Source organism: Succinispira mobilis DSM 6222 (assembly GCF_000384135.1).
GTDB lineage: Bacteria > Bacillota > Negativicutes > Acidaminococcales > Succinispiraceae > Succinispira > Succinispira mobilis.
The window spans coordinates 1,844,973-1,866,914 of sequence record NZ_KB913028.1 but is presented as its reverse complement, the minus strand read 5'-3'; the positions used below and the strand labels follow the sequence as shown (position 1 = coordinate 1,866,914).

The window sequence follows — 21,942 nt, the reverse complement described above, 5'->3', positions numbered from 1 at the left end:
TGTATTGTAAAGAAAGAGCTGTAGCTAACAACAGATTTATCTTGCTAGCTACAGCTCTTTCTTTTTTTTTTTTGGTATCTAAATATTGTTGTGGTGTGTGGCAAGTTTCTGCATATCAGAACATATTTTGTTCGATGTCATATGTTGTGAGGGAACAAGAAATAAATCTAATTAGGCGCTGTTAAGAATATACAAACTCATTATTAAATATATGACCGGAATAATGATAAGTATCGTTAACACAGGCTAAGCAAAATTTTGCTTAGTGTCAGAAAAATTAAAGATAAGCAAAACCTTAAAGCAATTATCTTGATGTGTGAAAATTGCTTGGCCTTGATATTTGTTTAAAAAAGCTTTGAGCGAATGGATGCCAATGCCATGACCTTTTACTAGCGTTTTGGGAAATCCGTCTGTATCAAACAAGACTTCACCTGCGTAATAGTTTTCAATTATTACAGCTAATTGTGTGGCGTCAGCCTGGGCGATTATTTTTAGCCAACGATTTTCTAGCGCTTGCTTTTTAGTTGCGTTAATCGCATTTTCTAGTAAATTGGACAAAATAATGGAAAAATCATTTTCGGCAATAGGCAGTTTAGCGGGAATATTTATCTTGTGCTCAACTTGAATAGCATAACCTTGAGCACGACTGATGTAAACAGAAAGAGCGGTGTTAATGAGCGTGTTTTTACAAAACTGGACAATTCTAGTTTCTTCTAATTCTTGGTTTAAACCATCAATAAGGAGCAAGGCAGAAGTTAGATCTTGTTCGCGAATTAACGTATTTAATAATTGTAATTGATGACGCATATCATGGCGCATAATATTTAGCTTTTTCTCTGTTTCTTCCACTAAATTAAATTGTTCTTTTAAAGAAGTAATTTGAACGCCCAACAATTTGTTATTATGGGCTAATTCAAAACGTTTTTCCAAAGTTTTAAGATCGACATGAATGCAACGGCAAATTACAAAAAATGATAGGCCGAAAGAAAAACGTGAAATTAGTTGAAACCAAGAATCAATCCGACTTTCATGTAAGGCTAAGAACATGTTGTTTAAACACAGCAAAAGCGGTAGGGGATAAATGGTTTGCCAGTAGAAATTATCATTAACCGAATGATAAGCCACAAAGACATTTTTAAGAATTTTCCGCAAGGGAATAAAAGATAAGGCAAATAAAATTAAATAAAAAATCGTCTGTAGAGTTAACAGCCAGTAAGGTGAGTAATTATGGTAAGTTGTTAAAACAACGATCACCATAGTTGCTAAAGTATGTAAAAGGAAAGAATAAATTCCTTGCATGCCTAAAATAAAGAGATGTTGTGCAGTTCTGTTTTTGATAATAGCAAGATTAATGAAAAAATAAGGAAAGGCACAAATAATCAACATTAATTTATATATTAAAAATTTAGAACCGAAAATTTGAAAAACATAGGTTAAAATTATAATTTTGCTAATAAACCAGACAAGATAAAATTTAAAGAGCCGCTGTTTATCAACGGCGGTAACAAAGTTCGCGAAAGGTAAATAGCGAATTGCTATTCCAGGCAATTGAGCAATTGCCAAACAAATGGCTAAGAAAAATGCTAACATAGGACCTCACCTTTTATTTTGTTAAAAAATATTCAATATAAGCTTGCTTGACGGAGAGTTTTTTACGACGGCTAATAGGAATCCGGGCACCAGTTTTTAACAGGAAATCGGTTTCTTGGAGGTTGGCGACATAGTCCAAGTTGAGAATTAACTTATGATAACACTCAATAAAGCGTCGATCCGTTAAGAGATTATTTGCGAAATAGGCATAAGAATCACTAACTGGCAAGACTTGGGTGGTGAGGTGCAAGTTTATTGAACGACTATTATTGTACTCTAGATAAATAAGCTCCCGAAAAGCGACCATTAAAGGGGTTTTTTCGCTGGTTACAGCTAGAGAACGTTTATCTAGAGCTAATTTTTCCCAACAGTAGTCTAGAGTTTTATACAGACGTCCTAAGTTTAAATTTAAGGGTTTAAGCAGATAACCACAGGCTTGCACGTCATAACCATCTAAGAGATGTTCTTGACTGGAAGTGAAAAAAATAATTTGACAATTCTTATCAAGGTTTCTGATTTTTTTAGCCAATAGTATGCCATTAAGTCCACCCATATAGATATCCAAAAAAATTAGGCTAAAAGTATTGGGGGTGAAATTTTGCCAAAATTCTTCTCCACTGGCAAATTCTTGCAAGTTTAAAGCGGGGGAAGATAAATTGCGATGTTGGTAAAAATATTGGCCGATTAGTTGTTTGGCAAGTTTACGTTCAACTGCTAAATCATCAACAATTGCGATTTGCAAGAATAGAGCCTCCTTTTTAGTTTTTTATAAATTATACACCAAAATTATTGTTACTACTACCAGTTTTGCAGAAAATAAACCAGTTATCCCAAAAAAGTTGCCAACGTAAAAAAAAAATGTTACTTTATACAGTGGCTTAGGACACGAAAGCATTTCGATGAATAGCTTAGGCGCTAAGCGATAAAATTTTTAGGTTTTGCTATTGCGATTACAACTAAAGAGAATCTTTTAAATGATAATTAATAACTTAATCTAAGCATATAAGCAGCGGTAAATACAACAAAATACAATAAAGATTAAAAAATACAATAAAGATTAAAAAATACAATAAAGATTAATAATAAGTACTAACAAGGAGGCGGATAAAAGTGGAAGAATATCAAATTGCCTTTGGGGTAGATGCTAATTACGTAAAATATGCGGGCGTAATGATGACCTCAATTATACTAAATCAACCAGGACAAGCCATTTGTTTTCATTTAGTGTGTGATGGTTTAAACCCTGAAGACCAAGATAAACTAGAAGAATTTACTAAACTATATCGTAACACTAAAATTATGATCTATGAGGCCAAAGAGTTATTAAAGGCCGTACCAGATTTGCCGCAGGGCGCTCCAGATAGATTAAATAAAACGGTGTTTTTGCGAATTCTTTTGCCGAACTATTTGCCTAGTACGGTAAAAAAGATTTTGTATTTTGATGCAGATATGCTCTGTGTTGGCTCGTTAGCAAAACTTTGGCAACAAGAATTAGCTAAGAATTTTTTGGCGGCTTTATTAGATCCAGCGCATGTACTGCGGAGTAAAAAACTGGGCTTAAGTCACAAACGGTATTTTAATGCCGGGGCGATGTTGATTGACGTAGATGGTTGGCGACAAGCGCAAATGACGGAGCGGGTGTTAGCAAGTTATCGAGAAAATATGGCACGCTTTCCAATGTTAGAGCAAGATACCTTAAACTACCTTTTAGATGGTCAGTTTACTGAGTTTTCGGCTACGAGCATTTGCACCATGGATGCTTTTAATCATTTGCAAATTAAACCACAGGCTGACAATGTGGTGTGGCATTTTGTAAATGCTGGCAAACCTTGGGTCAAAAATTGTGATCCGGAAATAGAAAAAATCTATTGGGGATATGTGCATCGCTCTTTGTGGTTTGATATGACAGCTATTGAACCACGCGATGTGAAAACAGCTTTTTTAGCTGGGAAAAACGCAGAGAAAAAAGGCGAATACAAGGCGGCAGCACACTATTTAGGTTTAGTAGCCAGCCGCTTGATGGAGTATTATTTACAACAAATGGAACGGGACTAGCAAATCAACTACCAGTTCGAAGTTTGGGGAACTTAAAAAGTGATAACCTAAAAATAATTAATTAGCAAAGAGGGGCGCAAGATGAAAGCGAATAATTTTTTGAAAAAAATGCAAACTAAACAATTGTTAAAGCAAATAGCCTGGGTAAGTTGTGCCAGTGGCTGTTTATTATTCAGTAGCTATTCGGATAACTTAGCTAGTGCGGCAACAATAACTACTACTGGTGGCGATTATGACATCGCTTCGCTAGGGACACATGTAAATTCAAATTACAGGTATTTAGCGGATGATATTAATATTAATAACGCTTCTTTGAAAATATATAATTATAATGAATCAAAGCGACTAGATCTGCTAGGAAATATTAAAATATCTAATCCTGGGGGAGATTATGCACTATTTTTAGAGGGGGTTAGTGCTAACTCGAGTAATATAAACTATTTACTAATTGACACTAATAAAACAGTGCAAATTGATGGCAATATAAAAGCGCAGGGAGCACTTTCGGATGATGAGTATCATCTGGAAGCAAAAGCTTCTATATCGTTAAGTTTAAATAATTCACGGTCCTATTTAGCGGGTGATTTAATTTTGACGGGAGACGATGGGAAAAGTGGGATTGGCTTAACTTTGAAAAATGGCGGGACTTGGTACCCTAAGAAGAATAGCTATACGTTGAGTACGGCAAATTTTCCATGGACTATGATACCCCAAGGCATTCATTTAAACGTTCAAGAGGGCGGGGTAATTGATTTGTATCATGAAAATCCTACGACCAAAAGAGCGAGTGCGGTGGGCCGGACTTTTACACTAACGAACACTGGGACGGCTGCTAATAATGCCACTTTTGTGTTGCAAAGTGATTTAGCAAGTAATAGTGCGGACAAAGTAGTACTAAATGGTACAACAGGCAGTAATACCTATTATGTGCAAATAGCTAACGACCCTGTAATTGCGCAGGGTGCAGGAACGTATACAGCTACGGGAGAAATCGTAGTTATGCAAGCTGGGGCAACGGATACGGTAAATGCCAAAGCCTACACGACTACCCAAGATTATAATGCCGGTTTAACGACTAACACCGTGAAAATTACGCCAACTCTAGCTACAACTGGTGTGGCAACTAAACTGACAGGCTTGACGGTAGAAAGTATCGCCGCGGAAATCGCTGGTCCAGCTCAACAGATGGCTAATGCCGCTGCAGTATCAAGTCAAGGGGTGCTGTCGGCTTGGCGGGCAGAAAATAATGACTTGTTAAGACGGATGGGTGATTTGCGTCAAGAAGAAAACGAAACAGGGATTTGGGCGAGAATATATGGGGGCGATACGGAAATTAACACTAGCACACCTTCTAAAGTTCAATATCGAGGTATGCAGGTTGGTTATGATAGTAAGTTAGATTTAGCAGACGGCAAGCTGTTTAAAGGGATTGCAATTTCACATATGCAAGGCGATGTTGTTTATAATGCCGGCAAAGCCGAAACAAAATCGACGATGTTTGGGGTATATGGGAGTTATCAAGGTAAAAAAGGCCATTTTGCCGATTTAATTGTCAAGTATGGGCGGATGAGTAATGAAGCGGCTACAGGTTCGACAGTAACTACTAGATATGAAAGTAGTTCGGCAACTAGAGGGCTGAATTTATCTTTAGAATATGGTTATCACAAAGAATTGGATAATAACTGGTATGTAGAGCCGTTGACAGAAATAAATTATGGGCGGATTAATAGTAATGATTACACGATGCAGACGAGTAGTGGAGCGGGAGCACAGGTGAAAAACGAGGCGGTAAGCTCAGTAATTGGTCGGCTGGGAATAAATATTGGCAAGCAAACTAGCAAAGGGAATGTCTATGGTAAATTAGCAGTAGTACGAGAGTTTGCTGGTGGTACAGGCGTAACTACAAATTACGGTAGCTATAGCCAATACACAAATGAAGATATGAAAGATACTTGGTTTGAATATGGGGTAGGTTTTAATCACAAACTTAGTAAAAATGGTAATTTATATGGAGAAATAACTAAAACTGCGGGTGCCGATAAAGTAGTCGAAAAATGGAAGGCTAATGTTGGCTATCGCCACAGTTTTTAGCCTTAAAGATAATTATTAAGTATAAGAATTTTGGGAGATTAACTTACACATAGGATGCTGAATTTGCACAATAGCATAACAAGTTAATATTAAGCGGTTAATTTATAGTTATAAAAATTAAGTTGTCTACTACTAGGAATATTTGTGCGAGCTGTGAAATTTGAAAAAAGCAATATTGCCATGGTATAATGTAAGTCAGTGGAGAAAAACTATTTATTAAGGACGAGTGTCTTGATAAATTTAGTTAGGGGAGCTGGCGAATGTTCAATGATAATTTTAAGAATTTTGAAGCTAAAATTATAACCGTCATTGTTGTGATCAATATTCTCTTAGCAATAGGCGTTTTTGCTAGTGTGTATATTCTTTCTGATCGGGCGATAATATGCGATTTGAAAAATCGCTCAGATTCGGTATATAAGCATGTTCGACAAAAAATAAAAATACGTAGTTTTTATGATTTAAATACCAGAGCAGATGAGCAAAGCGAACTATATCGACAGATGCTACAAGATTTTAATAGCTTAAGGGAATCGGCTAATATTAAATATTTATATACAGCTAAGAAAACAACTAGGGGAGAATATGTTTACTTAATTGATGGCTATGAGCAACAAGCTGAAGACTTTAGACATGTCGGCGACTTAATTGAACCAGAAATCGTAAAACAATTAACTAGAACGTTAGAAGCCGGCGAGATTGTGTATGGGCATAATATTCAAAATACGGATTGGGGCGCAGTTTATGTAGTTTATTATCCAGTCTTTGAGGCGGGAAACATTATTGGCGCAGTTGGCTTGGAGTTTGATGCTAACTTGATTTGGCAGGCCAAAGAACAAGCTGTGCGGGTGAGTTTGTTAATATGCCTGTTATTATTATTGTTGTCAATAAGTATAACCATTTCCCTTTTAAAGAAAATTTCTTACCCTTATTTGCGAAATCTAGCTTATACAGATTTATTAACAGATGTGAAAAATAGAAATGCTTTTGAATTATATTTAAAAAATATTAAAGTAACTGGCCCAGAACAAGATACAGGTAAAATATTTTTAATTGAATTTGATTTAAATAATTTAAAATTAGTTAATGATAAATACGGTCACGAAATGGGCGATTTGTATTTAAAGGCAATGGCCAATCTTTTAAAACAATATTTGCGACCATATGCCAAGATTTTTCGCATTGGCGGAGATGAATTTGCTGTGATTGGTCAGTTTAAATCTGAAGCGCAATTGGTAGAAATTTTAGCGCAAATGCGTTTGGCGGCTCCGCAATTGATTGCAAGAGAGTTGTGTGCAGTTGAATTTACTTATGCGTATGGCTATGCTGAATATCAACCTCAAAATGATGATATTATAAAAAAAGTTGATAATTTGATGTATACTATGAAAGAAAAAATGAAGCAAGGTGCCGAAAATTAATTTTCAGTACCTTGCTTATAAGTTTAATTGTTTAATTTAAAAATTAGTAGCACGAATTTCAAAGTGTGCTTGTGGGTGATCACAAACTGGACAGACTGTAGGGGCTTTTTCACCTACATGAATATGTCCACAGTTATCACAAACCCACTCTACTTTTTCAGATCGCTTGAAAACAACTTCTTCCTTAACATTTTTCAAAAGTTTTAAATAGCGTTCTTCGTGTTCTTTTTCTATTTTTGCTACGGCTTCAAATAGGAAAGCGATTTTATCGAATCCCTCAGCCTTAGCATCTTTGGCGAAATTAGCGTACATATCAGTCCACTCGTAATGTTCACCGGCGGCTGCATCTTCAAGATTAGTTGCCGTATCGGCGATGCCGTTATGGAGTAATTTAAACCAAATTTTAGCATGTTCTTGTTCATTGCGAGCTGTTTCTTCAAAGAGTTTGGCAATTTGAACTAAGCCTTCTTTACGAGCGGCAGATGCATAATAAGTATATTTATTACGAGCTTGGGATTCACCTGCAAAAGCGGCTTGCAAATTTGCTTCTGTTTTACTACCTTTTAAATCCATTAATAACTACCTCCTTAAATTTTAATTAATAATAATTATTATTTATATAATAAGCTTTTTTTAAAAAAAAGTCAAGCAACTGCCAAGCTATGTTGTTAAAATACACTGATAACTTATAAAACAACAGGGAATTTATTTTACTGATTAAATATTTACATTATGGAGTGGGGCAAGTATAATGGATAATGTTATTTTCAAGAAGTGAGGCGAGAGAAAAAGATGTTGTTTATGGATGAACAAGTGGATATGTGGACTTATTTAACTACAGTTGAAAAGCCGATTGTGATTTATGGCATGGGTAATGGAGCACTAAAAACTTTAGCTAAATGCCAAGAATATCGGATAGATGTTCGCGCTATTTTTGCTAGTGATGAGTTTGTGCGTGGACAAAGTTTTTTAGGTTATAAAATTATAAAATATAGTGAAGTTTGCGAGTTGTTTTCGGAATTTATTATTTTGTTAGCTTTTGGCGCCGAGAGCCCTGTAATGTTAGAACATTTTCACGATTTGGCGGCAAAACATGAAATGTTGGCTCCGAATTTTCCTTTGTTTGGTAATAGTTGCTTTGATTTGCAATTTTTGCAAACACATCAAGCTGAGTTTGAAGCAACTTATAGTTTATTGGCTGATGAACAGTCAAAGTGGGTGTTTAGAAACATTTGTAATTATAAATTAACTGGAAAAGTTGAATATCTTCGTAAAATTGCTAGCTTACGTGTAGCCGATTACCAAGAATTATTTACTTTTTCGTCAAGAGAAGTTTATCTGGATTTAGGTGCTTATAATGGAGATACGGTTAGAGAATTTATTCAGTTAGTGGCTTCAAAATATCAGCGCATTATTGCTGTGGAACCAGATTATAAAAACTACAAGAAACTCCAGCGGTGGTTGCTAGAGAGTGGTTTAGCGAATGTGGAAATTATTCCTAAGGGAATTTGGGATAATGTTGGAGAACTATCTTTTAATAATTCAGGCGGACGAGCCTCGGCGTTAGATTTAGATGGCAGTACGATAATTACGGTAGATACAGTAGACAATATCTTGCAAGGTGATGCGGCTACTTTGATTAAAATGGATGTAGAAGGCGCAGAACTACAAGCTTTGCGTGGGGCTAAACAGACTTTGCAGAAATATAAGCCGAAATTATTGGTCGCTTGTTATCATCGGGAAGAAGATTTATTTCGCTTACCCTTACTAATTAAGGAACTCAATCCAGAATATCAGCTGTATTTTCGCAAACATCCTTATATTCCTGCTTGGGAGATAAATATTTTTGCGTGCTAAAGGGTTTTAGAATAGCGAGATATTAGCGCAAATAGTCTAGATCAATATTTAGTTATATTTCAAAAAACAAGATGCTTATTCAATAATTTATTGAGTAAGCATCTTTCGCTAAAAATCGTATGGCCAGCACTATGCATTGTTTTATTATGAATTCTTTGCACTATGCATCTCAAATAAAACTTTCAGATATTTATAATATGAACAAGAGGCTGTCTAAAACAGGTTAAAGCCTATTTTGCAACAGCCCATTGTTTCTGTTTGCGGTAGTGAACTGTGCTAAATAACAAACAATCTTACCTTTGTGGGTATAGAATACAACCTTTAAAGCGACAGCCATTAGAAATAAGGGCGGAAATAACAATTTTAGCTAATAAATCAAAAACTGTTGGGAGCTGAAAGTGTTTTACTTGAAATAAGTAGTTATTAGTGAACTGATAACTACCAGTTGCCAGAGCTGTTTTCTAGTAGTTGCCATAAATGCTCTAAAGCTTATAGCTATCGCCTCGTGAAAAGTCCGCTTCTAGTTTAGCTTTGCTAATAGTGTTTAAGATTCGTGCGTGAGTTTGTGTGGAATTTTCTAAACTGCCAGCTTTGTTAGGATAGATAGCATAGAGTTTTCTAGAAGTTTCCGGACTTACATTAGGCATTATTACGTTAGCTCCAGCATTTAAAGCTAACAGTTGTCCACTTTCTTTCAAGGTCCCAAAAGCTGTGGTTGCGGGTAGATGTACATAAGGTAAAATAATTCTTAGTATGGCCAATTCTTTTAAGGCCAAGAACACATCTCCTGCAGGCTCATTGGCTAATAAGGTTGCAGGATGGGGTATAAAGGGCCCGACACCAATCATATCTGGTTGCAATTTATATAATAATAAAATATCATTAACCAGATCAGTTAAAGTTTGCCCAGGCAAGCCAATTAAATTACCTGTACCGACTTGATAACCAATTTCTTGTAAGTCGGACAAAGCTGTAAGGCGTTCTTGTAAATTTGTTCCAGGACGATGTTGCGCAAACAGTTGAGCATTAGAAGTTTCGAAACGCATTAGGTAACGATCAGCACCAGCCTTGAACCAAGTCTGATAATCAGTTTTAGAATGTAAGCCAAAACTGAGAGTGAGGGCGATAGTAGGATACTTATCCTTGAGCGTGCTAATAATGGAAGTGAATTTTTCTGAGGTGTAGTAAGCATCTTCGCCAGCTTGCAAAACTAAAGTTTGATAACCGAGATCTTGGGCGATAGCAGCACACTCGAGAATTTCAGATAAGTTTAAACGATAACGTATTTGATTTTTGACGCTAATGTTTAAACCACAATAGGCACAACTATTACGACAATAATTGGAAAATTCGATTAGACCGCGGAGAAATACTTTTTTGCCCATAATCGCAAAACGGATTTCTTGGGCTAACGCAAAAAGCTGCGAAGCAGTGTGTTGATCGGCAAGCAGAACGGTTTGAATGTTTTCGAAAGTTATGTTGCCAGTTTTTAATTCTTGTAAAGCAAGTGCAAAGGACATAAGACACCTCGTAATTTTATAGTTAGCTAGTTTATTAACTGTGCTTGGTTTATTTTGCTTAAATTTAACTCGATCGCATTTTCGCCAATTTTGATTAAGCCAGCTTGTTTTAGGCGTCCGAGCATCCTGGTTAGTGTTTCGCGTGTTGTGCCGATAATGTTTGCTAATTCCGTGCGGGAAAGAGGAACAGCAAGTGTAAAGCTATTATGATGGGCTTGTTCATCGAGACCTTGGTTTCTAGCCAAGTCTAGTAAGAGAATTAAGGTGCGTTCGTAGACATTATGCACTGCTAATTGTTTTATTTTGTTTTGCGTGTCGTAAAGTCGTTGTGAAAGAACACGAATTAATTCAATGCCCAAAGAAGCGTCTTTGCTGATCAGTGTTTCCAGATCGGAAATAGCGAGAGAAGCAAGACGAGAATTAGTTAAAGCTGTGGCATTGGCTGGATAAGCTAAGTTAGTAAAGAGAATGACTTCGGCAAACACATCGCCTTGTCCAACAATTTTTAGGGTGTACTCGCGACCTTCGGGAGAAATTTTGGTTATTTTAACAGAACCTTCTACTACAAAAAACACATTTGCTCCTGCTTCGCCCTCGCGGATGATGATGGAGTTTTTTTTATAGCTTTTTTCCTTTATGAGCGCACAAATTTTATCTAATTGTGTATCGTTGAGTTTGGCAAATAAAAATAAGTTCTTGAGGATTTGTTTAAGCATAAGTCACCTTCTAGTAAAAAAATAGTAGCTGTTTGCTATCAGCTACTATTTTATCATAAATATTTGTTTATATAAAAAGATTAATATTTTTATAATTAGTTACAGCGCTATTTTCTCTGAAAGCTTCAATGATAAATTGGATATGTTCCTCAAGGGGAATACCCAATTCGTCCACGCTTTGCTTGATGTTTTCACGATTTACTGCCTTGGCAAAGGCTTTATCTTTGAACTTTTTCAAAACTGACTTCACTTCTAAATTAGCGATGCTTTTATCAGGTCGCACAAGCACACAAGCAATAATAAAACCAGTAATTTCATCTACCGACAACAGTACTTTCTGAATTAAGCTTCTTGGTTCGAGCCAATTACGATTGTGAGAAACAATATCAGTAATAAATTGACGGCTAAAGCCAGCTGGTTCTAAAAGAGCCTGAGTATGGCGCAAATGTTCACTTGGATAAAGCTGGTAATCAATATCGTGTAATAAGCCGACCTGTCCCCAGTACTCAACATCTCGCTGAAAGTGTTGGGCATAAGCACGCATTGCAATTTCTACAGCAATGCTGTGTTTTAAGAGATGTTCAGCAGTAACATACTGATTAAGAAGTTTAAAGGCTTGCTCACGTGTTAATAACATAAGCCTAAATTCTCCGAGCGCCAATATAGCGCGCTCCCCAATAATAAGGATCATAAAGCGAAGCTACGGCGATACCTTCGCTTGATTTAGCACTAATAAATTGTCCATTGCCAATATAGATACCTACATGTGAAGGACCAGGTTCATAGGTGGAGAAGAAAACCAAATCACCCACATCTAAGTTATCTTGTGCAACCCATCTGCCTACCTCAAATTGTGCATCGGCAGTGCGAGGTAAATAAATTCCCGCGGAAGCAAAAATAAATTGAGTAAACCCAGAACAGTCAAAACCATTAGCACTTGTACCACCGAACACATATGGTACACCGCGATAGTTTAAGGCTGTGGCAATTAGACCACGATAACGACCGCTGCCACTACGGCTAACGGGCATATCTTTTTTTAACAAGGCTTTGTAGGTTTCACGGCCTACAATTCCGTCTGCCTCTAGACCAATATCTTTTTGAAAAGCTAGTACGGCATTTTTAGTTTCGGAACCGTAAACACCATCAATATTGCTCAGACTATAACCTACTTCTTGGAGGCGAGTTTGAATTTCACGAACTTCATCGCCGGCATCGCCTACTCTAAAAGAAGCGAAGGAAGTAATAGGATATATTGCCAAACAAAGCAAAGTTACTACTAGAATCTTTTGGAAAAATTGTATTGCTTTCAATAAGAATCCCCCTTTCTAACAGTAGAAGACTAAATTTAAGCTGCAATTCCTTAGATTTAAGACGCTGTTCCTAATAGTTATATTCGACAAAAGTACTATAAATCCTTTTTAATTTCTTGCCCATTTGCTATTTTTTTACTTAGTAAATAGAGGGGACGTTGTTTAACCTCTTGAAAAATTCGGGCAATATATTCACCCAGGATACCTATACCAATAAGTTGCATGCCGCCGAGAAAGAAAATACTTGCTGCGATTGTACTCCAACCTAATACAGCTTCATTGGTGAAAAACTTGATATAGAGGACGTGAATAGTTAAAACTAAACTAGTTATTCCGGCAAGAATTCCAATGTAAAAAGATAATCTTAAAGGAACAGTTGAAAGGGCGGTTATCCCGTCTAATGCAAAATGAAGCATTTTTTTTAGGGAAAATTTAGAAACACCGGCAAATCTTGCTGGGGCAGTAAAACTAATAGTTTTTTGTTTAAAGCCTAATAGACCGATAAGGCCACGAATAAAGCGACCGCGTTCGCGATACAAGCGAAAAGCGGCAACAACTTTTTCATCCATTAACCTAAAATCCGAACCGCCTTCGACTACTTTTGATTGAGCTAACTTATTTATTAGTTTGTAGTATAAATGGGAACTAAGCCTTTTAAAGAAGCTGACACCTTCTGTTGTAGCGCGAACTGTTTGCACTACTTCAAAACCAGCTTCCCATTCGCTAATTAGTTGTGGGATTAAGGAAGGAGGATGTTGCATATCTCCATCCATAGTAATGATCGCCGTACCAGTAGTATGATCTAAACCACAAGTTAGAGCAATCTGATGTCCGTAATTACGCGAAAGCATATATAATTTGACCCGGCTATCTGTAGCGGTTAGATTTTGGATAGTAAAAGCGGTTTGATCTTGGGAACCATCATCAATAAACAACAATTCAAAATCATAGGCTGAGTTTTGCATAGTATCACAAATTGCACGATAAAAAACTAGAATATTGTCTTGTTCGTTAAACACGGGAACGACAATAGAGATTATTTTATTATTATTCATATTGCACCTTCAGAAATTGAAATAGAAAGAACTAGTTTGCGATTATATTATGCAGGATATCGATAGTAAGAAACTTATAAACTTATAAACTTATAAACTGTTTGCAATATCGATCTTTTTAGAAAAAATAAAATTTATTGGTTGTTTAGTAAATAAACATAGTGTCTAAAAGTCTATTACTAGTATACCTTATGTTTATTTAGCAAACAACAATAAAATAGAAAAAAGGGTTGCTGTTATACAACCCTTAAGTCCAGTTAAATTCATAATCTATATTGTAAAAACTACCAACAGATTAGTATATTACAGACGCACAACGTTAGCAGCTTGTAAGCCACGTTCACTTTCCACAACATCAAACTCAACCTTTTGACCTTCTTCTAAAGTTTTGTATCCATCGCTTTGGATAGCAGAAAAATGTACGAATACATCTTTACCATCTTCTTGCTCAAGAAAACCGAAACCTTTTTCAGAATTAAACCATTTAACTTTTCCAATCATTTCTAGGACCCCCTAAAATAAAAATAATGTAAAACAAACGCGAGGTCTATTTCTTGGACATTATAACATATGTAGGATTGTTTTACAAGCAAACAATCAGGAAAGTGTAAAAATATTAAATAAAAAGACTAGACAGAGTTGGAGCTAGTAAGGCAGTAACGATACCTACCAAAGCGATTGCTACACCAGCAACGGCGGCTTGCAATTCATTCTCACTAAGACAACGATTAGCACCTAATCCATGGGCAGCAGCACCAATGGCAATGCCGATTGCGATATCAGCTTTGACGCCGCAGAACTTTAATAATTTATGCCCACAAAAAGCTCCTAGCATACCAGTAAGAATAACCATAATTGCAGTTAAGGCGGGAATACCACCAATATTTTGAGCGATTCCCATGGCAATAGGTGTGGTCACGGATTTTGGTACCAAAGAAAGCATTACTTTGGTAGAAGCTCCTAATAGCTTAGCAAGAGCAGCTACGGAAAGTATTGCAACAATACTACCTGTGAAGACCCCGATGAGAATTGGCTTTAGATTATTTAGTAAAATTTTAATGTTTTTCACCAAAGGGAGTGCTAAGGCAATAGTTGCAGGCCCTAATAAAAAACTAATCATTTCACCGCCCTTATTGTAAGTAGGATAATCAATATCTAAAATCAAGAGCAGACTAATTATCAAACAGGTTGCGGTAACCATGGGGGGGATGCTTTTAAAACGAGTATTTAATTGGATAAAGCGGGCTACGGCAAATAAGCCTAAAGTAATGGTTATGCCTAAAGCAGGTGAATTTAAAAGAGCTGCTGGTAACATTATTGCACCTCCTTGTTATTTTTGGGGGAAAACAATTGAACAATTTTACCAGTAATTATCATAACTAATAAAGTTGTTATTATTAAAGTAACGATGATGGGAACAGCTTCTTGAGCAATTATTTTGTAATACAAAATAATACTGATTGCTGGGGGAATAAAGAGCATTCCCATATATTCTAATAAAACATAAGCCGCATGTTCTACCCAGGCAACTTTAATAATGTTAGTGTATAACAAGATAGCTAGGATAATCATTCCTAACAAGGGAGGGGGTAAAAGCAAGTTAAAAATATCTACTAGTGCAATACTTACAAAGTGAATGCACATAATTATCGTAAAACCTTGCAAAATAGAGCTTGGATTCAAAAATACACACCTTCTTTAATGTTTATCAAAATAATATGCTCATTTTTGCATAGCTCCCATAATTTGTCAAGTTTTCCACTTGCAAAAACCCGTACAAATGTTTAGAATAAAGATGTGGATAACTTTAAAAAGTCGCCCACACAGTGTTTAATTAAAATAAGGGGTGAAAATTATGCAAGCAGAATTTAATGAAAAAACACAAGCAATTTTAGAAAAAGCTCAAAGTAAGGCTTTGGTTAGTTATAACCAAGAATTAACTTGTGCACATGTTGTGGTAGCTATGTTAGGAGAAAATACTTTTTTAGATTTTGCTTTGAATTATTATAAAGTAAATAAGCAAGAGTTTTCTCAAGAACTAAGCAAAATTTTAAATAAAATTCCACAAGTGCGCTCTAGCAAAGATACTCTCAATATTAGTTTAAGTTTGAGTAGAGTGATTGGAGTAGCCAAACAAAATAGTAAAGCCGCAATAACCGAAGAAGATTTACTAATTGCCTTAGCTCAAGATGGAGATCAGGAAATTGTAGATTTATTTAAAAAGTTTAGTTTGACGGCGAAAAAATTGAAAGAACTAGTTAACATTCATGCAAATACAGCTGATGCGGAACAAAATAAAGAATTGTTGGCTAAATATGGTCAAGATCTGACCCAAAAAGCGCAAGATGGTAAGTTGGATCCTGTAATTGGCCGCGATGAAGAAATCCGCAGAGTAATTGAAATCTTATCGCGACGTAAAAAAAACAATCCTGTTTTAATTGGTGAACCAGGCGTTGGTAAAACTGCCATAGCAGAAGGCTTAGCCTTGCGGATTGTTTCTGGCGATGTGCCTACTGTTTTAAAAAATAAAACGATTTACGCCTTGGATTTATCGAGTTTAGTTGCTGGGGCTAAATTTCGCGGTGAATTTGAAGAACGTTTAAAAAATGTAATTAATGTGGTCGCCAAATCAGAAGGTCAAATTATAATGTTTATTGATGAACTACATACCGTAGTTGGTGCTGGTGCTAGTGAAGGCTCAATGGATGCTGGAAACATTCTCAAGCCCATGTTGGCGCGGGGAGAATTAAAATGTATTGGTGCAACTACTTTAAACGAATATCGTAAATATATTGAAAAAGATGCAGCTTTAGAACGCCGTTTTCAGCCAATAATGATAAATCAGCCTAGTGTAGAAGCAACTATTTCAATTTTACGCGGTTTAAAAGAACGCTATGAGGCTTATCATGGGGTGCGGATTAAGGATTCAGCTTTAGTTGCAGCGGCGGTTTTGTCAAATAGGTATATCACTGATCGATTCTTGCCAGATAAGGCCATTGATTTAGTGGATGAGGCTACAGCAAGATTGAAAACCCAGATTGATTCGATGCCCGCAGAGTTAGATGAGCGGCGCAGAAGAATTTTACAATTAGAAATAGAAGAACATGCTTTAAAACAAGAAGTAGAAGATAAACAATCGCAAGAGCGTTTGCAGGTGATTCAAAGTGAATTAGCCGCAGTTAAACAAGAGGCGGCAGTTTTAGAAACACGGTGGCGTAATGAAAAAACTGGGATTGCACGAGTGCGAGAATTAAAGCGAGAAATTGACTTAGTGCACCAACAAATGCAAAGCGCAGAACGCGAATACAATTTGGGTAGATTGGCTGAACTTCAATATGGTAAACTGCCGGAATTAGTAAAACAGTTACAAGAATTAGAAGAAAAAGTTACAGATAAAGCTGATAGTTTGCTAAAAGAAGTAGTTGATGAAGAGGATATTAGCCGAGTAGTCAGCTCCTGGACTAATATTCCTGTACAAAAACTACTTACTGGTGAAAGAGAAAAGTTGCTCCACTTACAAGAAACTTTAAGTAAGCGTGTTGTTGGACAAGAGGAAGCAATTCAGGTGGTTAGTGATGCTATTTTAAGAGCTAGAGCCGGGATAAAAGATCCCAATCGCCCAATCGGCTCCTTTATATTTTTAGGTTCTACTGGTGTGGGCAAAACAGAGTTAGCTAAAGCTCTAGCGGAAGTTTTGTTTGATGATGAACATAAAATGGTCCGTATCGATATGAGCGAGTATATGGAAAAACATGCTGTTGCTAAGCTGATCGGGGCTCCTCCAGGTTATGTCGGTTATGACGAAGGTGGTCAATTGACTGAGACGGTGCGACGCTCACCTTATTGTGTGTTACTTTTAGATGAAATTGAAAAAGCTCATAGTGATGTGTTTAATATTTTACTGCAAGTTTTAGATGATGGTAGATTAACTGATAGTCATGGTAGGGTAGTTGATTTTAAAAATACCATTATTATTATGACCAGTAATCTCGGCTCAAAAGAAATAATTAAAAGCAAGGGACAATTAGATGCTAATTATTTGCGCAATATGTTAGGTGAGTTTTTCCGTCCAGAGTTTTTAAATCGCTTAGATGACATTATTGTTTTTAAACCTTTAGGTAGCATACAGGTAAAAGCAATTGCTAATTTGCTGTTGTGTGCTTTAAAAGAAAGAATAGCTGAACAAGTGGATGTTGAGATAAAATGGGATGATGATTTGCTAGCATTACTGGCAGAAGCTGGTTTCGATGAAGTTTTTGGAGCGCGTCCCCTAAGAAGGTTGATTAGCCAAAAAATAGAAACAATGCTCAGCAAACTAATTATTGCTGGGGATATCCAAGCGGGAGACAAGATTGAGCTATCAGTAAATTCAAATGGGGAGATTTCTATCAACAAATAATAATTATTTTAAAAAAACTATTGTAAATCAAAAAATATCTGTTATAATTAAGTCATAGGTTGTATAAAACAACAAAAAGTGATAGTATATAGTCAATCGGGACTATAAAATATGAGTGAGGTGTGTTGAAAATGAATGACAAAGTAGCAAAATCTTTTAATGAACAAATCCAAGCGGAATTTTATTCTGCCTATATGTACTATGCAATGAGCCTATATTGTGAAGGGAAAAATCTTAAAGGGATCGCTTCCTGGTTGAAAAAACAATATGAAGAAGAAAGAGAGCATGCAATGCGTTTAATCGGGCATGTTCAAGATCGTGGGCAGACAGTTACTTTGATGGCTATCGAACAACCACAAGCTGAATATGCAAGCATTCTAGAAGTCTTTGAGAAATCTTTAGCACATGAAAAGTATGTGACTAAGAGAATCCACGATATGTATGCTTTAGCTGTTAAGGAAAAAGATTACGCAGCTCAAAATCATTTACAATGGTTTATCGATGAACAAGTAGAAGAAGAAGCTAGCTTTACAGAAATTGTGGAAACTTTAAAATTGATTGGCGATAGCCCAATAGGTTTATTCCAACTAAATGCACAATTAGGAAAACGCGAATAGAATAAAGTGATTTTATCAGGGACTACTATTATTGAGATAGTAGTCCCTTTTTTTCGCTTTCTTGCTTAATAATTTTTGCTAAAGTTGGGCATTTATGGTATTATTTATCTTGTAAAATAATGTATTTAGTGGGTAGATATTTATGATAAAAGGAACTGGAATTGATATTGTAAAAATAGAACGAATGCAAAAAGCGATTCTCAAAGAAAACTTTGTAAGACGTGTTTTTAGCACAAGTGAACAGGAATATTGTATAAGTAAGAATAGACAAGCAGCGTATTCTTATGCAGCGCGTTTTGCGGCAAAAGAGGCTTTTGTAAAAGCCTTGGGTACAGGGTTTGTTGCGGGTAAATTAACCGATATTGAGGTTGTTAATGATTTGCAAGGAAAACCAACTTTGGTTTTAGGGGGCCTTTTTCGTGAAATAATCGAGGAACGAAAAATTGAAAATATTCACCTGAGTCTTAGTCATACAGCAGAATATGCAATGGCTCAAGTGATTTTAGAGGGGTGAAAATATGAAGATTGTAAACAAAGCGCAGATGTATGAAATTGATAAGAGAGCACAAAAAGAGTTTTTTTTACCAGTAGTAGCCATTGTTGAACAAGTTGGTTATCAATTGGCTTTGGAAATTAAACAATTTAGCTTGGCTAGAGCGGGCAAGAAAATTTGTATTGTGGCGGGCAAGGGTAATAATGCAGCAGATGCTTTTGTGGCAGCTAGATATCTAGCTAGTTGGGAATTTAAGGTAAAAATATTTTTGTTAGATGCGGTAAAGGACTTAAACGAAGTTGCTCTAGGCAGCTTAGAAGTTCTAAAAGCTTTGGATTTGGATATTAGTTATTTTAATACAGAAAATACTTGGGATCGGTTTTCGATAAATTTGCGGTTATGTGATGTGATTGTGGATGCTGTTTTAGGAATTGGCTTTGTAGGTAGATTAACTGATGTTTATGAGCGGGCGATAACAATAATGAATGAAATAGACATTCCTAAAATTGCGATTGATTTGCCAAGTGGTAGTTACGCAGATACAGGTGAAATTCCAACTATTGCTGTCAAGGCAAGTATGACTTTAAGTATTTGTTTGCCGAAAATGGGAGTTTTTTTAGCACCTACTTGCCAAAATGTGGGAATTTTAAAGATTATTGCTACCAATATTCCTAACTGTTTACTGGAGCAATATGCTCAACAAGAATTAATTACCAGACAATTAGTAAAAAAATATTTGCCAGAGAGAAACAGGCATGCGCATAAATACCAAGTTGGTAAAGCTTCAATACTAGCAGGAAACATGCATACTTTAGGTGCAAGTGTTTTGGCGACTGAAGCTTGTCTGAGAACTGGCGCAGGAATTGTAGATTTATTCACACCTGAAAGCGTATATGTACCCGTTGCAACTAAACTTACTGAAGCGATGGTTTATGCCATTGCGGATGAACCAGTAGAAACAGCCTTGCAAAAATTCTTGCATAGTGCGAATAATTCAAAGGCGGTTTTGGTTGGGCCGGGATTAGGCAATAACAAAACCACGCGGGAATTTATTCCTTATATTCTGGAAAAATTAAAAGTACCCTTGGTTTTAGATGCTGATGCTCTAAACGTAGTTGGTAATCATCTAGAGCTTCTAAAACAATATCCTAATGAAGTGGTTATAACTCCACATACAGGAGAATTTTCTCGGATGATTAATGTGAGCGGTTTTGAAATTGAAACTAATAAATTAGAATATGCGCGTCAATATGCGCAACAATGGAAAATTACAATAGTTCTTAAAGGTAGTGTTACGGTAGTCGCGACACCAACCGGCTATGTATATGTTAATAATCAACCAGTTCCAGCTATGGCAACTGCTGGAATGGGAGATGTTTTGGCGGGAATGATTGCGAGTTTATTAGCACAAGGCTTAGATGCTGAACGAGCAAGCGTGTCCGCTGTCTATCTGCATACGCAAGCGGCTAGACTTATTGAGCAACAAGAGCAGTTTTCCCAAGGGGTAGTGGCTTCAGATTTAATTAAATATATTCCTAAAACTTTATATAAGTTAGCAAGTGATTAAGAATAGTGGTTTTGGTAGGTTTAGAAAAGGCTCACCTGCCTACCAAGCAAGATACTAGTTTTAATTTAGAATTATTTACATAGCGTTAGTATTAGAAAAGGAATAAAATTTATGAACAAAAAACTATTGCTGTTAATTTTAACAGTATTATTAAGTTTTTCACTGTGGGGGTGCTTTAGTCCCAAACCTAAATTGACGGCAAGTGTTCCACAAGTACAAGTTATTATGTTAGATATTGGTCAAGGAGATAGTATCTTGATTAAAACTCAAGAGAAAAACATTTTAGTAGATACAGGGAAAATTGAGCAGCGAGCTAAGCTGGTGGAAAAATTAAAGAAATATCAGGTAAATACCATTGACTTATTGATTGCTACACATCCGCATGAAGATCATATTGGTGGGATACAGGCTGTTTTAGAAAACTTTACAGTTAAAGAAATATATGATAGTGGTGCTAAAAGTAGTAGTAAATTATATGCTAATTATTTAAAACAAGCTAAGAATAAAAAAATAAAATTTAGTGTTCCCAAGGAAGGACAAACTCTAGTAATTGATGACAGTTTAAAGTTAGAGTTTTTGACACCTTTAATAAATTCAGCGCCTGAGTTACGCGAAAATATGAATAATAATAGTATTGTTTTTAGGTTGGTAACTCCCAATTTAAAAATGTTGTTTACCGGTGATATTGAAAAAGAAGTAGAAAAATTTTTGCTGGAGAAACAGGCAGAGAAGTTAAAAAGTGATATTTTAAAAGTGCCACATCATGGTAGTCGCACCTCTTCTAGTAAAGAGTTTTTGGAAGTAGTAAACGCGAAGGATGCAGTAGTCAGCGCCGCTAAAGAAAATGAATATAAACATCCGCACCCAGAAGTTGTATCAAGATATAAAGCGAGAAAACAAAGTATGTATTTAACTGCCGATAAAGGTGATATTTGCATTACTTCAGCTGGGACAGGATACAATATTAAGACAGAGAGGTAAGCTTATGAAATATTTTTTAACTGTGGATCAAATTCAAGAACAAAAAGTTGTTTTATTGTCCGATCAACCAGAACTTGCCTTGAACTTTCCCCTTGAACTATTGCCAGCGGAGCTTAAAGAGGGCGATGTATTAGCGATAAATATTGAAAATGATAGTTTAGAAAGACAAAAGCGCGAACAAGAAGTAGCACAGTTGTTGCAAGAACTAACAACTGGAAATAACTAAAGCAGACAGGGTATTGCTAGTAGTTAAAAAGCCGAGCCTAGGGG

21 protein-coding genes are annotated in these 21,942 nt (G+C 36.1%); 10 read left to right on the top strand and 11 right to left on the bottom strand.

The window, feature by feature from the left end:
* Window positions 1–246 precede the first annotated feature (246 nt).
* Window positions 247–1,590, bottom strand: a complete 1,344-nt coding sequence (locus SUCMO_RS0108855; RefSeq protein WP_019880339.1) for a sensor histidine kinase — start codon at window positions 1,588–1,590, stop codon at window positions 247–249.
* 13 nt (window positions 1,591–1,603) lie between these two features.
* On the bottom strand, window positions 1,604–2,332 hold the full coding sequence (locus tag SUCMO_RS0108850) for a LytR/AlgR family response regulator transcription factor (RefSeq protein ID WP_019880338.1): 729 nt from the start codon (window positions 2,330–2,332) through the stop codon (window positions 1,604–1,606).
* A 368-nt stretch (window positions 2,333–2,700) separates the two neighbouring features.
* Here SUCMO_RS0108850 and SUCMO_RS0108845 point away from each other — a divergent pair, with 368 nt between their 5' ends.
* From SUCMO_RS0108845 to SUCMO_RS0108835, 3 genes are all read left to right on the top strand, one after another.
* Window positions 2,701–3,645 (top strand): glycosyltransferase family 8 protein, encoded by a 945-nt coding sequence (locus SUCMO_RS0108845; RefSeq protein ID WP_019880337.1) that lies wholly within the window; start codon window positions 2,701–2,703, stop codon window positions 3,643–3,645.
* A gap of 81 nt (window positions 3,646–3,726) precedes the next feature.
* Entirely contained in the window at window positions 3,727–5,736 is a 2,010-nt protein-coding gene (locus tag SUCMO_RS0108840; RefSeq protein WP_019880336.1) for an autotransporter outer membrane beta-barrel domain-containing protein, read from the top strand.
* 260 nt (window positions 5,737–5,996) lie between these two features.
* Window positions 5,997–7,154, top strand: coding sequence for a GGDEF domain-containing protein (locus SUCMO_RS0108835; RefSeq protein ID WP_019880335.1), 1,158 nt, complete (start codon window positions 5,997–5,999; stop codon window positions 7,152–7,154).
* Between the two features lie 36 nt (window positions 7,155–7,190).
* On the opposite strand, the gene rbr is transcribed toward SUCMO_RS0108835, so the two are convergent.
* Window positions 7,191–7,727: a rubrerythrin gene (gene rbr / locus SUCMO_RS0108830; protein WP_019880334.1), complete on the bottom strand. Its 537-nt coding sequence runs from the start codon at window positions 7,725–7,727 to the stop codon at window positions 7,191–7,193.
* A 228-nt stretch (window positions 7,728–7,955) separates the two neighbouring features.
* On the opposite strand from rbr, the gene SUCMO_RS0108825 reads away from it, so the two are divergent.
* Window positions 7,956–9,011 carry an FkbM family methyltransferase gene (locus SUCMO_RS0108825; protein WP_169336629.1) on the top strand — a complete coding sequence of 352 codons (1,056 nt, stop codon included), beginning with the start codon at window positions 7,956–7,958 and terminating at the stop codon, window positions 9,009–9,011.
* A 482-nt stretch (window positions 9,012–9,493) separates the two neighbouring features.
* Here the strand turns inward: SUCMO_RS0108825 and hydE are convergent, their stop codons facing one another.
* The 8 genes from hydE to SUCMO_RS0108785 form a co-directional block, all read right to left on the bottom strand.
* Entirely contained in the window at window positions 9,494–10,531 is a 1,038-nt protein-coding gene (gene hydE / locus SUCMO_RS10695; protein ID WP_019880332.1) for a [FeFe] hydrogenase H-cluster radical SAM maturase HydE, read from the bottom strand.
* 26 nt (window positions 10,532–10,557) lie between these two features.
* Window positions 10,558–11,247 carry a Crp/Fnr family transcriptional regulator gene (locus tag SUCMO_RS10690; protein WP_019880331.1) on the bottom strand — a complete coding sequence of 230 codons (690 nt, stop codon included), beginning with the start codon at window positions 11,245–11,247 and terminating at the stop codon, window positions 10,558–10,560.
* Between the two features lie 67 nt (window positions 11,248–11,314).
* Window positions 11,315–11,884 carry a hypothetical protein gene (locus tag SUCMO_RS0108810; RefSeq protein ID WP_019880330.1) on the bottom strand — a complete coding sequence of 190 codons (570 nt, stop codon included), beginning with the start codon at window positions 11,882–11,884 and terminating at the stop codon, window positions 11,315–11,317.
* 4 nt (window positions 11,885–11,888) lie between these two features.
* Complete coding sequence (locus SUCMO_RS11660) at window positions 11,889–12,560, bottom strand: C40 family peptidase (protein WP_019880329.1); 672 nt, start codon at window positions 12,558–12,560, stop codon at window positions 11,889–11,891.
* A gap of 95 nt (window positions 12,561–12,655) precedes the next feature.
* Window positions 12,656–13,615 (bottom strand): glycosyltransferase family 2 protein, encoded by a 960-nt coding sequence (locus SUCMO_RS0108800; protein WP_019880328.1) that lies wholly within the window; start codon window positions 13,613–13,615, stop codon window positions 12,656–12,658.
* Between the two features lie 303 nt (window positions 13,616–13,918).
* A complete protein-coding gene (locus SUCMO_RS0108795; protein ID WP_019880326.1) occupies window positions 13,919–14,116 on the bottom strand; it encodes a cold-shock protein in 198 nt (65 codons plus the stop codon).
* A 115-nt stretch (window positions 14,117–14,231) separates the two neighbouring features.
* Window positions 14,232–14,930 (bottom strand): LrgB family protein, encoded by a 699-nt coding sequence (locus SUCMO_RS0108790; RefSeq protein ID WP_019880324.1) that lies wholly within the window; start codon window positions 14,928–14,930, stop codon window positions 14,232–14,234.
* Window positions 14,930–15,298 (bottom strand): CidA/LrgA family protein, encoded by a 369-nt coding sequence (locus SUCMO_RS0108785; RefSeq protein ID WP_019880323.1) that lies wholly within the window; start codon window positions 15,296–15,298, stop codon window positions 14,930–14,932. Before SUCMO_RS0108785 ends, SUCMO_RS0108790 begins: the two co-directional genes overlap by 1 nt.
* 172 nt (window positions 15,299–15,470) lie before the next feature.
* On the opposite strand from SUCMO_RS0108785, the gene SUCMO_RS0108780 reads away from it, so the two are divergent.
* From SUCMO_RS0108780 to SUCMO_RS0108755, 6 genes are all read left to right on the top strand, one after another.
* Window positions 15,471–18,014, top strand: a complete 2,544-nt coding sequence (locus SUCMO_RS0108780; protein ID WP_019880322.1) for an ATP-dependent Clp protease ATP-binding subunit — start codon at window positions 15,471–15,473, stop codon at window positions 18,012–18,014.
* A gap of 131 nt (window positions 18,015–18,145) precedes the next feature.
* Window positions 18,146–18,631, top strand: a complete 486-nt coding sequence (locus SUCMO_RS0108775; RefSeq protein ID WP_019880321.1) for a ferritin — start codon at window positions 18,146–18,148, stop codon at window positions 18,629–18,631.
* Window positions 18,632–18,773: 142 nt separating this feature from the next.
* Entirely contained in the window at window positions 18,774–19,145 is a 372-nt protein-coding gene (gene acpS / locus SUCMO_RS0108770; protein WP_019880319.1) for a holo-ACP synthase, read from the top strand.
* Between the two features lie 4 nt (window positions 19,146–19,149).
* Complete coding sequence (locus SUCMO_RS0108765; protein ID WP_019880318.1) at window positions 19,150–20,691, top strand: bifunctional ADP-dependent NAD(P)H-hydrate dehydratase/NAD(P)H-hydrate epimerase; 1,542 nt, start codon at window positions 19,150–19,152, stop codon at window positions 20,689–20,691.
* A gap of 111 nt (window positions 20,692–20,802) precedes the next feature.
* Entirely contained in the window at window positions 20,803–21,672 is an 870-nt protein-coding gene (locus SUCMO_RS0108760) for a ComEC/Rec2 family competence protein (protein ID WP_019880317.1), read from the top strand.
* A gap of 4 nt (window positions 21,673–21,676) precedes the next feature.
* Complete coding sequence (locus SUCMO_RS0108755) at window positions 21,677–21,898, top strand: DUF3006 domain-containing protein (protein ID WP_019880316.1); 222 nt, start codon at window positions 21,677–21,679, stop codon at window positions 21,896–21,898.
* Window positions 21,899–21,942: the final 44 nt, after the last annotated feature.

What these genes read in the sequence shown, in the direction of transcription:
- SUCMO_RS10690 (WP_019880331.1), bottom strand. Translation starts at nt 11,247, where the DNA reads ATGCTTAAACAAATCCTCAAGAACTTATTTTTATTTGCCAAACTCAAC.
- hydE (WP_019880332.1), bottom strand. Translation starts at nt 10,531, where the DNA reads ATGTCCTTTGCACTTGCTTTACAAGAATTAAAAACTGGCAACATAACT.
- SUCMO_RS0108825 (WP_169336629.1), top strand. Translation starts at nt 7,956, where the DNA reads ATGGATGAACAAGTGGATATGTGGACTTATTTAACTACAGTTGAAAAG.
- SUCMO_RS0108765 (WP_019880318.1), top strand. Translation starts at nt 19,150, where the DNA reads ATGAAGATTGTAAACAAAGCGCAGATGTATGAAATTGATAAGAGAGCA.
- rbr (WP_019880334.1), bottom strand. Translation starts at nt 7,727, where the DNA reads ATGGATTTAAAAGGTAGTAAAACAGAAGCAAATTTGCAAGCCGCTTTT.
- SUCMO_RS0108835 (WP_019880335.1), top strand. Translation starts at nt 5,997, where the DNA reads ATGTTCAATGATAATTTTAAGAATTTTGAAGCTAAAATTATAACCGTC.
- SUCMO_RS0108840 (WP_019880336.1), top strand. Translation starts at nt 3,727, where the DNA reads ATGAAAGCGAATAATTTTTTGAAAAAAATGCAAACTAAACAATTGTTA.
- SUCMO_RS0108790 (WP_019880324.1), bottom strand. Translation starts at nt 14,930, where the DNA reads ATGTTACCAGCAGCTCTTTTAAATTCACCTGCTTTAGGCATAACCATT.
- SUCMO_RS0108795 (WP_019880326.1), bottom strand. Translation starts at nt 14,116, where the DNA reads ATGATTGGAAAAGTTAAATGGTTTAATTCTGAAAAAGGTTTCGGTTTT.
- SUCMO_RS0108810 (WP_019880330.1), bottom strand. Translation starts at nt 11,884, where the DNA reads ATGTTATTAACACGTGAGCAAGCCTTTAAACTTCTTAATCAGTATGTT.
- acpS (WP_019880319.1), top strand. Translation starts at nt 18,774, where the DNA reads ATGATAAAAGGAACTGGAATTGATATTGTAAAAATAGAACGAATGCAA.
- SUCMO_RS0108780 (WP_019880322.1), top strand. Translation starts at nt 15,471, where the DNA reads ATGCAAGCAGAATTTAATGAAAAAACACAAGCAATTTTAGAAAAAGCT.
- SUCMO_RS0108800 (WP_019880328.1), bottom strand. Translation starts at nt 13,615, where the DNA reads ATGAATAATAATAAAATAATCTCTATTGTCGTTCCCGTGTTTAACGAA.
- SUCMO_RS0108755 (WP_019880316.1), top strand. Translation starts at nt 21,677, where the DNA reads ATGAAATATTTTTTAACTGTGGATCAAATTCAAGAACAAAAAGTTGTT.
- SUCMO_RS0108760 (WP_019880317.1), top strand. Translation starts at nt 20,803, where the DNA reads ATGAACAAAAAACTATTGCTGTTAATTTTAACAGTATTATTAAGTTTT.
- SUCMO_RS0108855 (WP_019880339.1), bottom strand. Translation starts at nt 1,590, where the DNA reads ATGTTAGCATTTTTCTTAGCCATTTGTTTGGCAATTGCTCAATTGCCT.
- SUCMO_RS0108775 (WP_019880321.1), top strand. Translation starts at nt 18,146, where the DNA reads ATGAATGACAAAGTAGCAAAATCTTTTAATGAACAAATCCAAGCGGAA.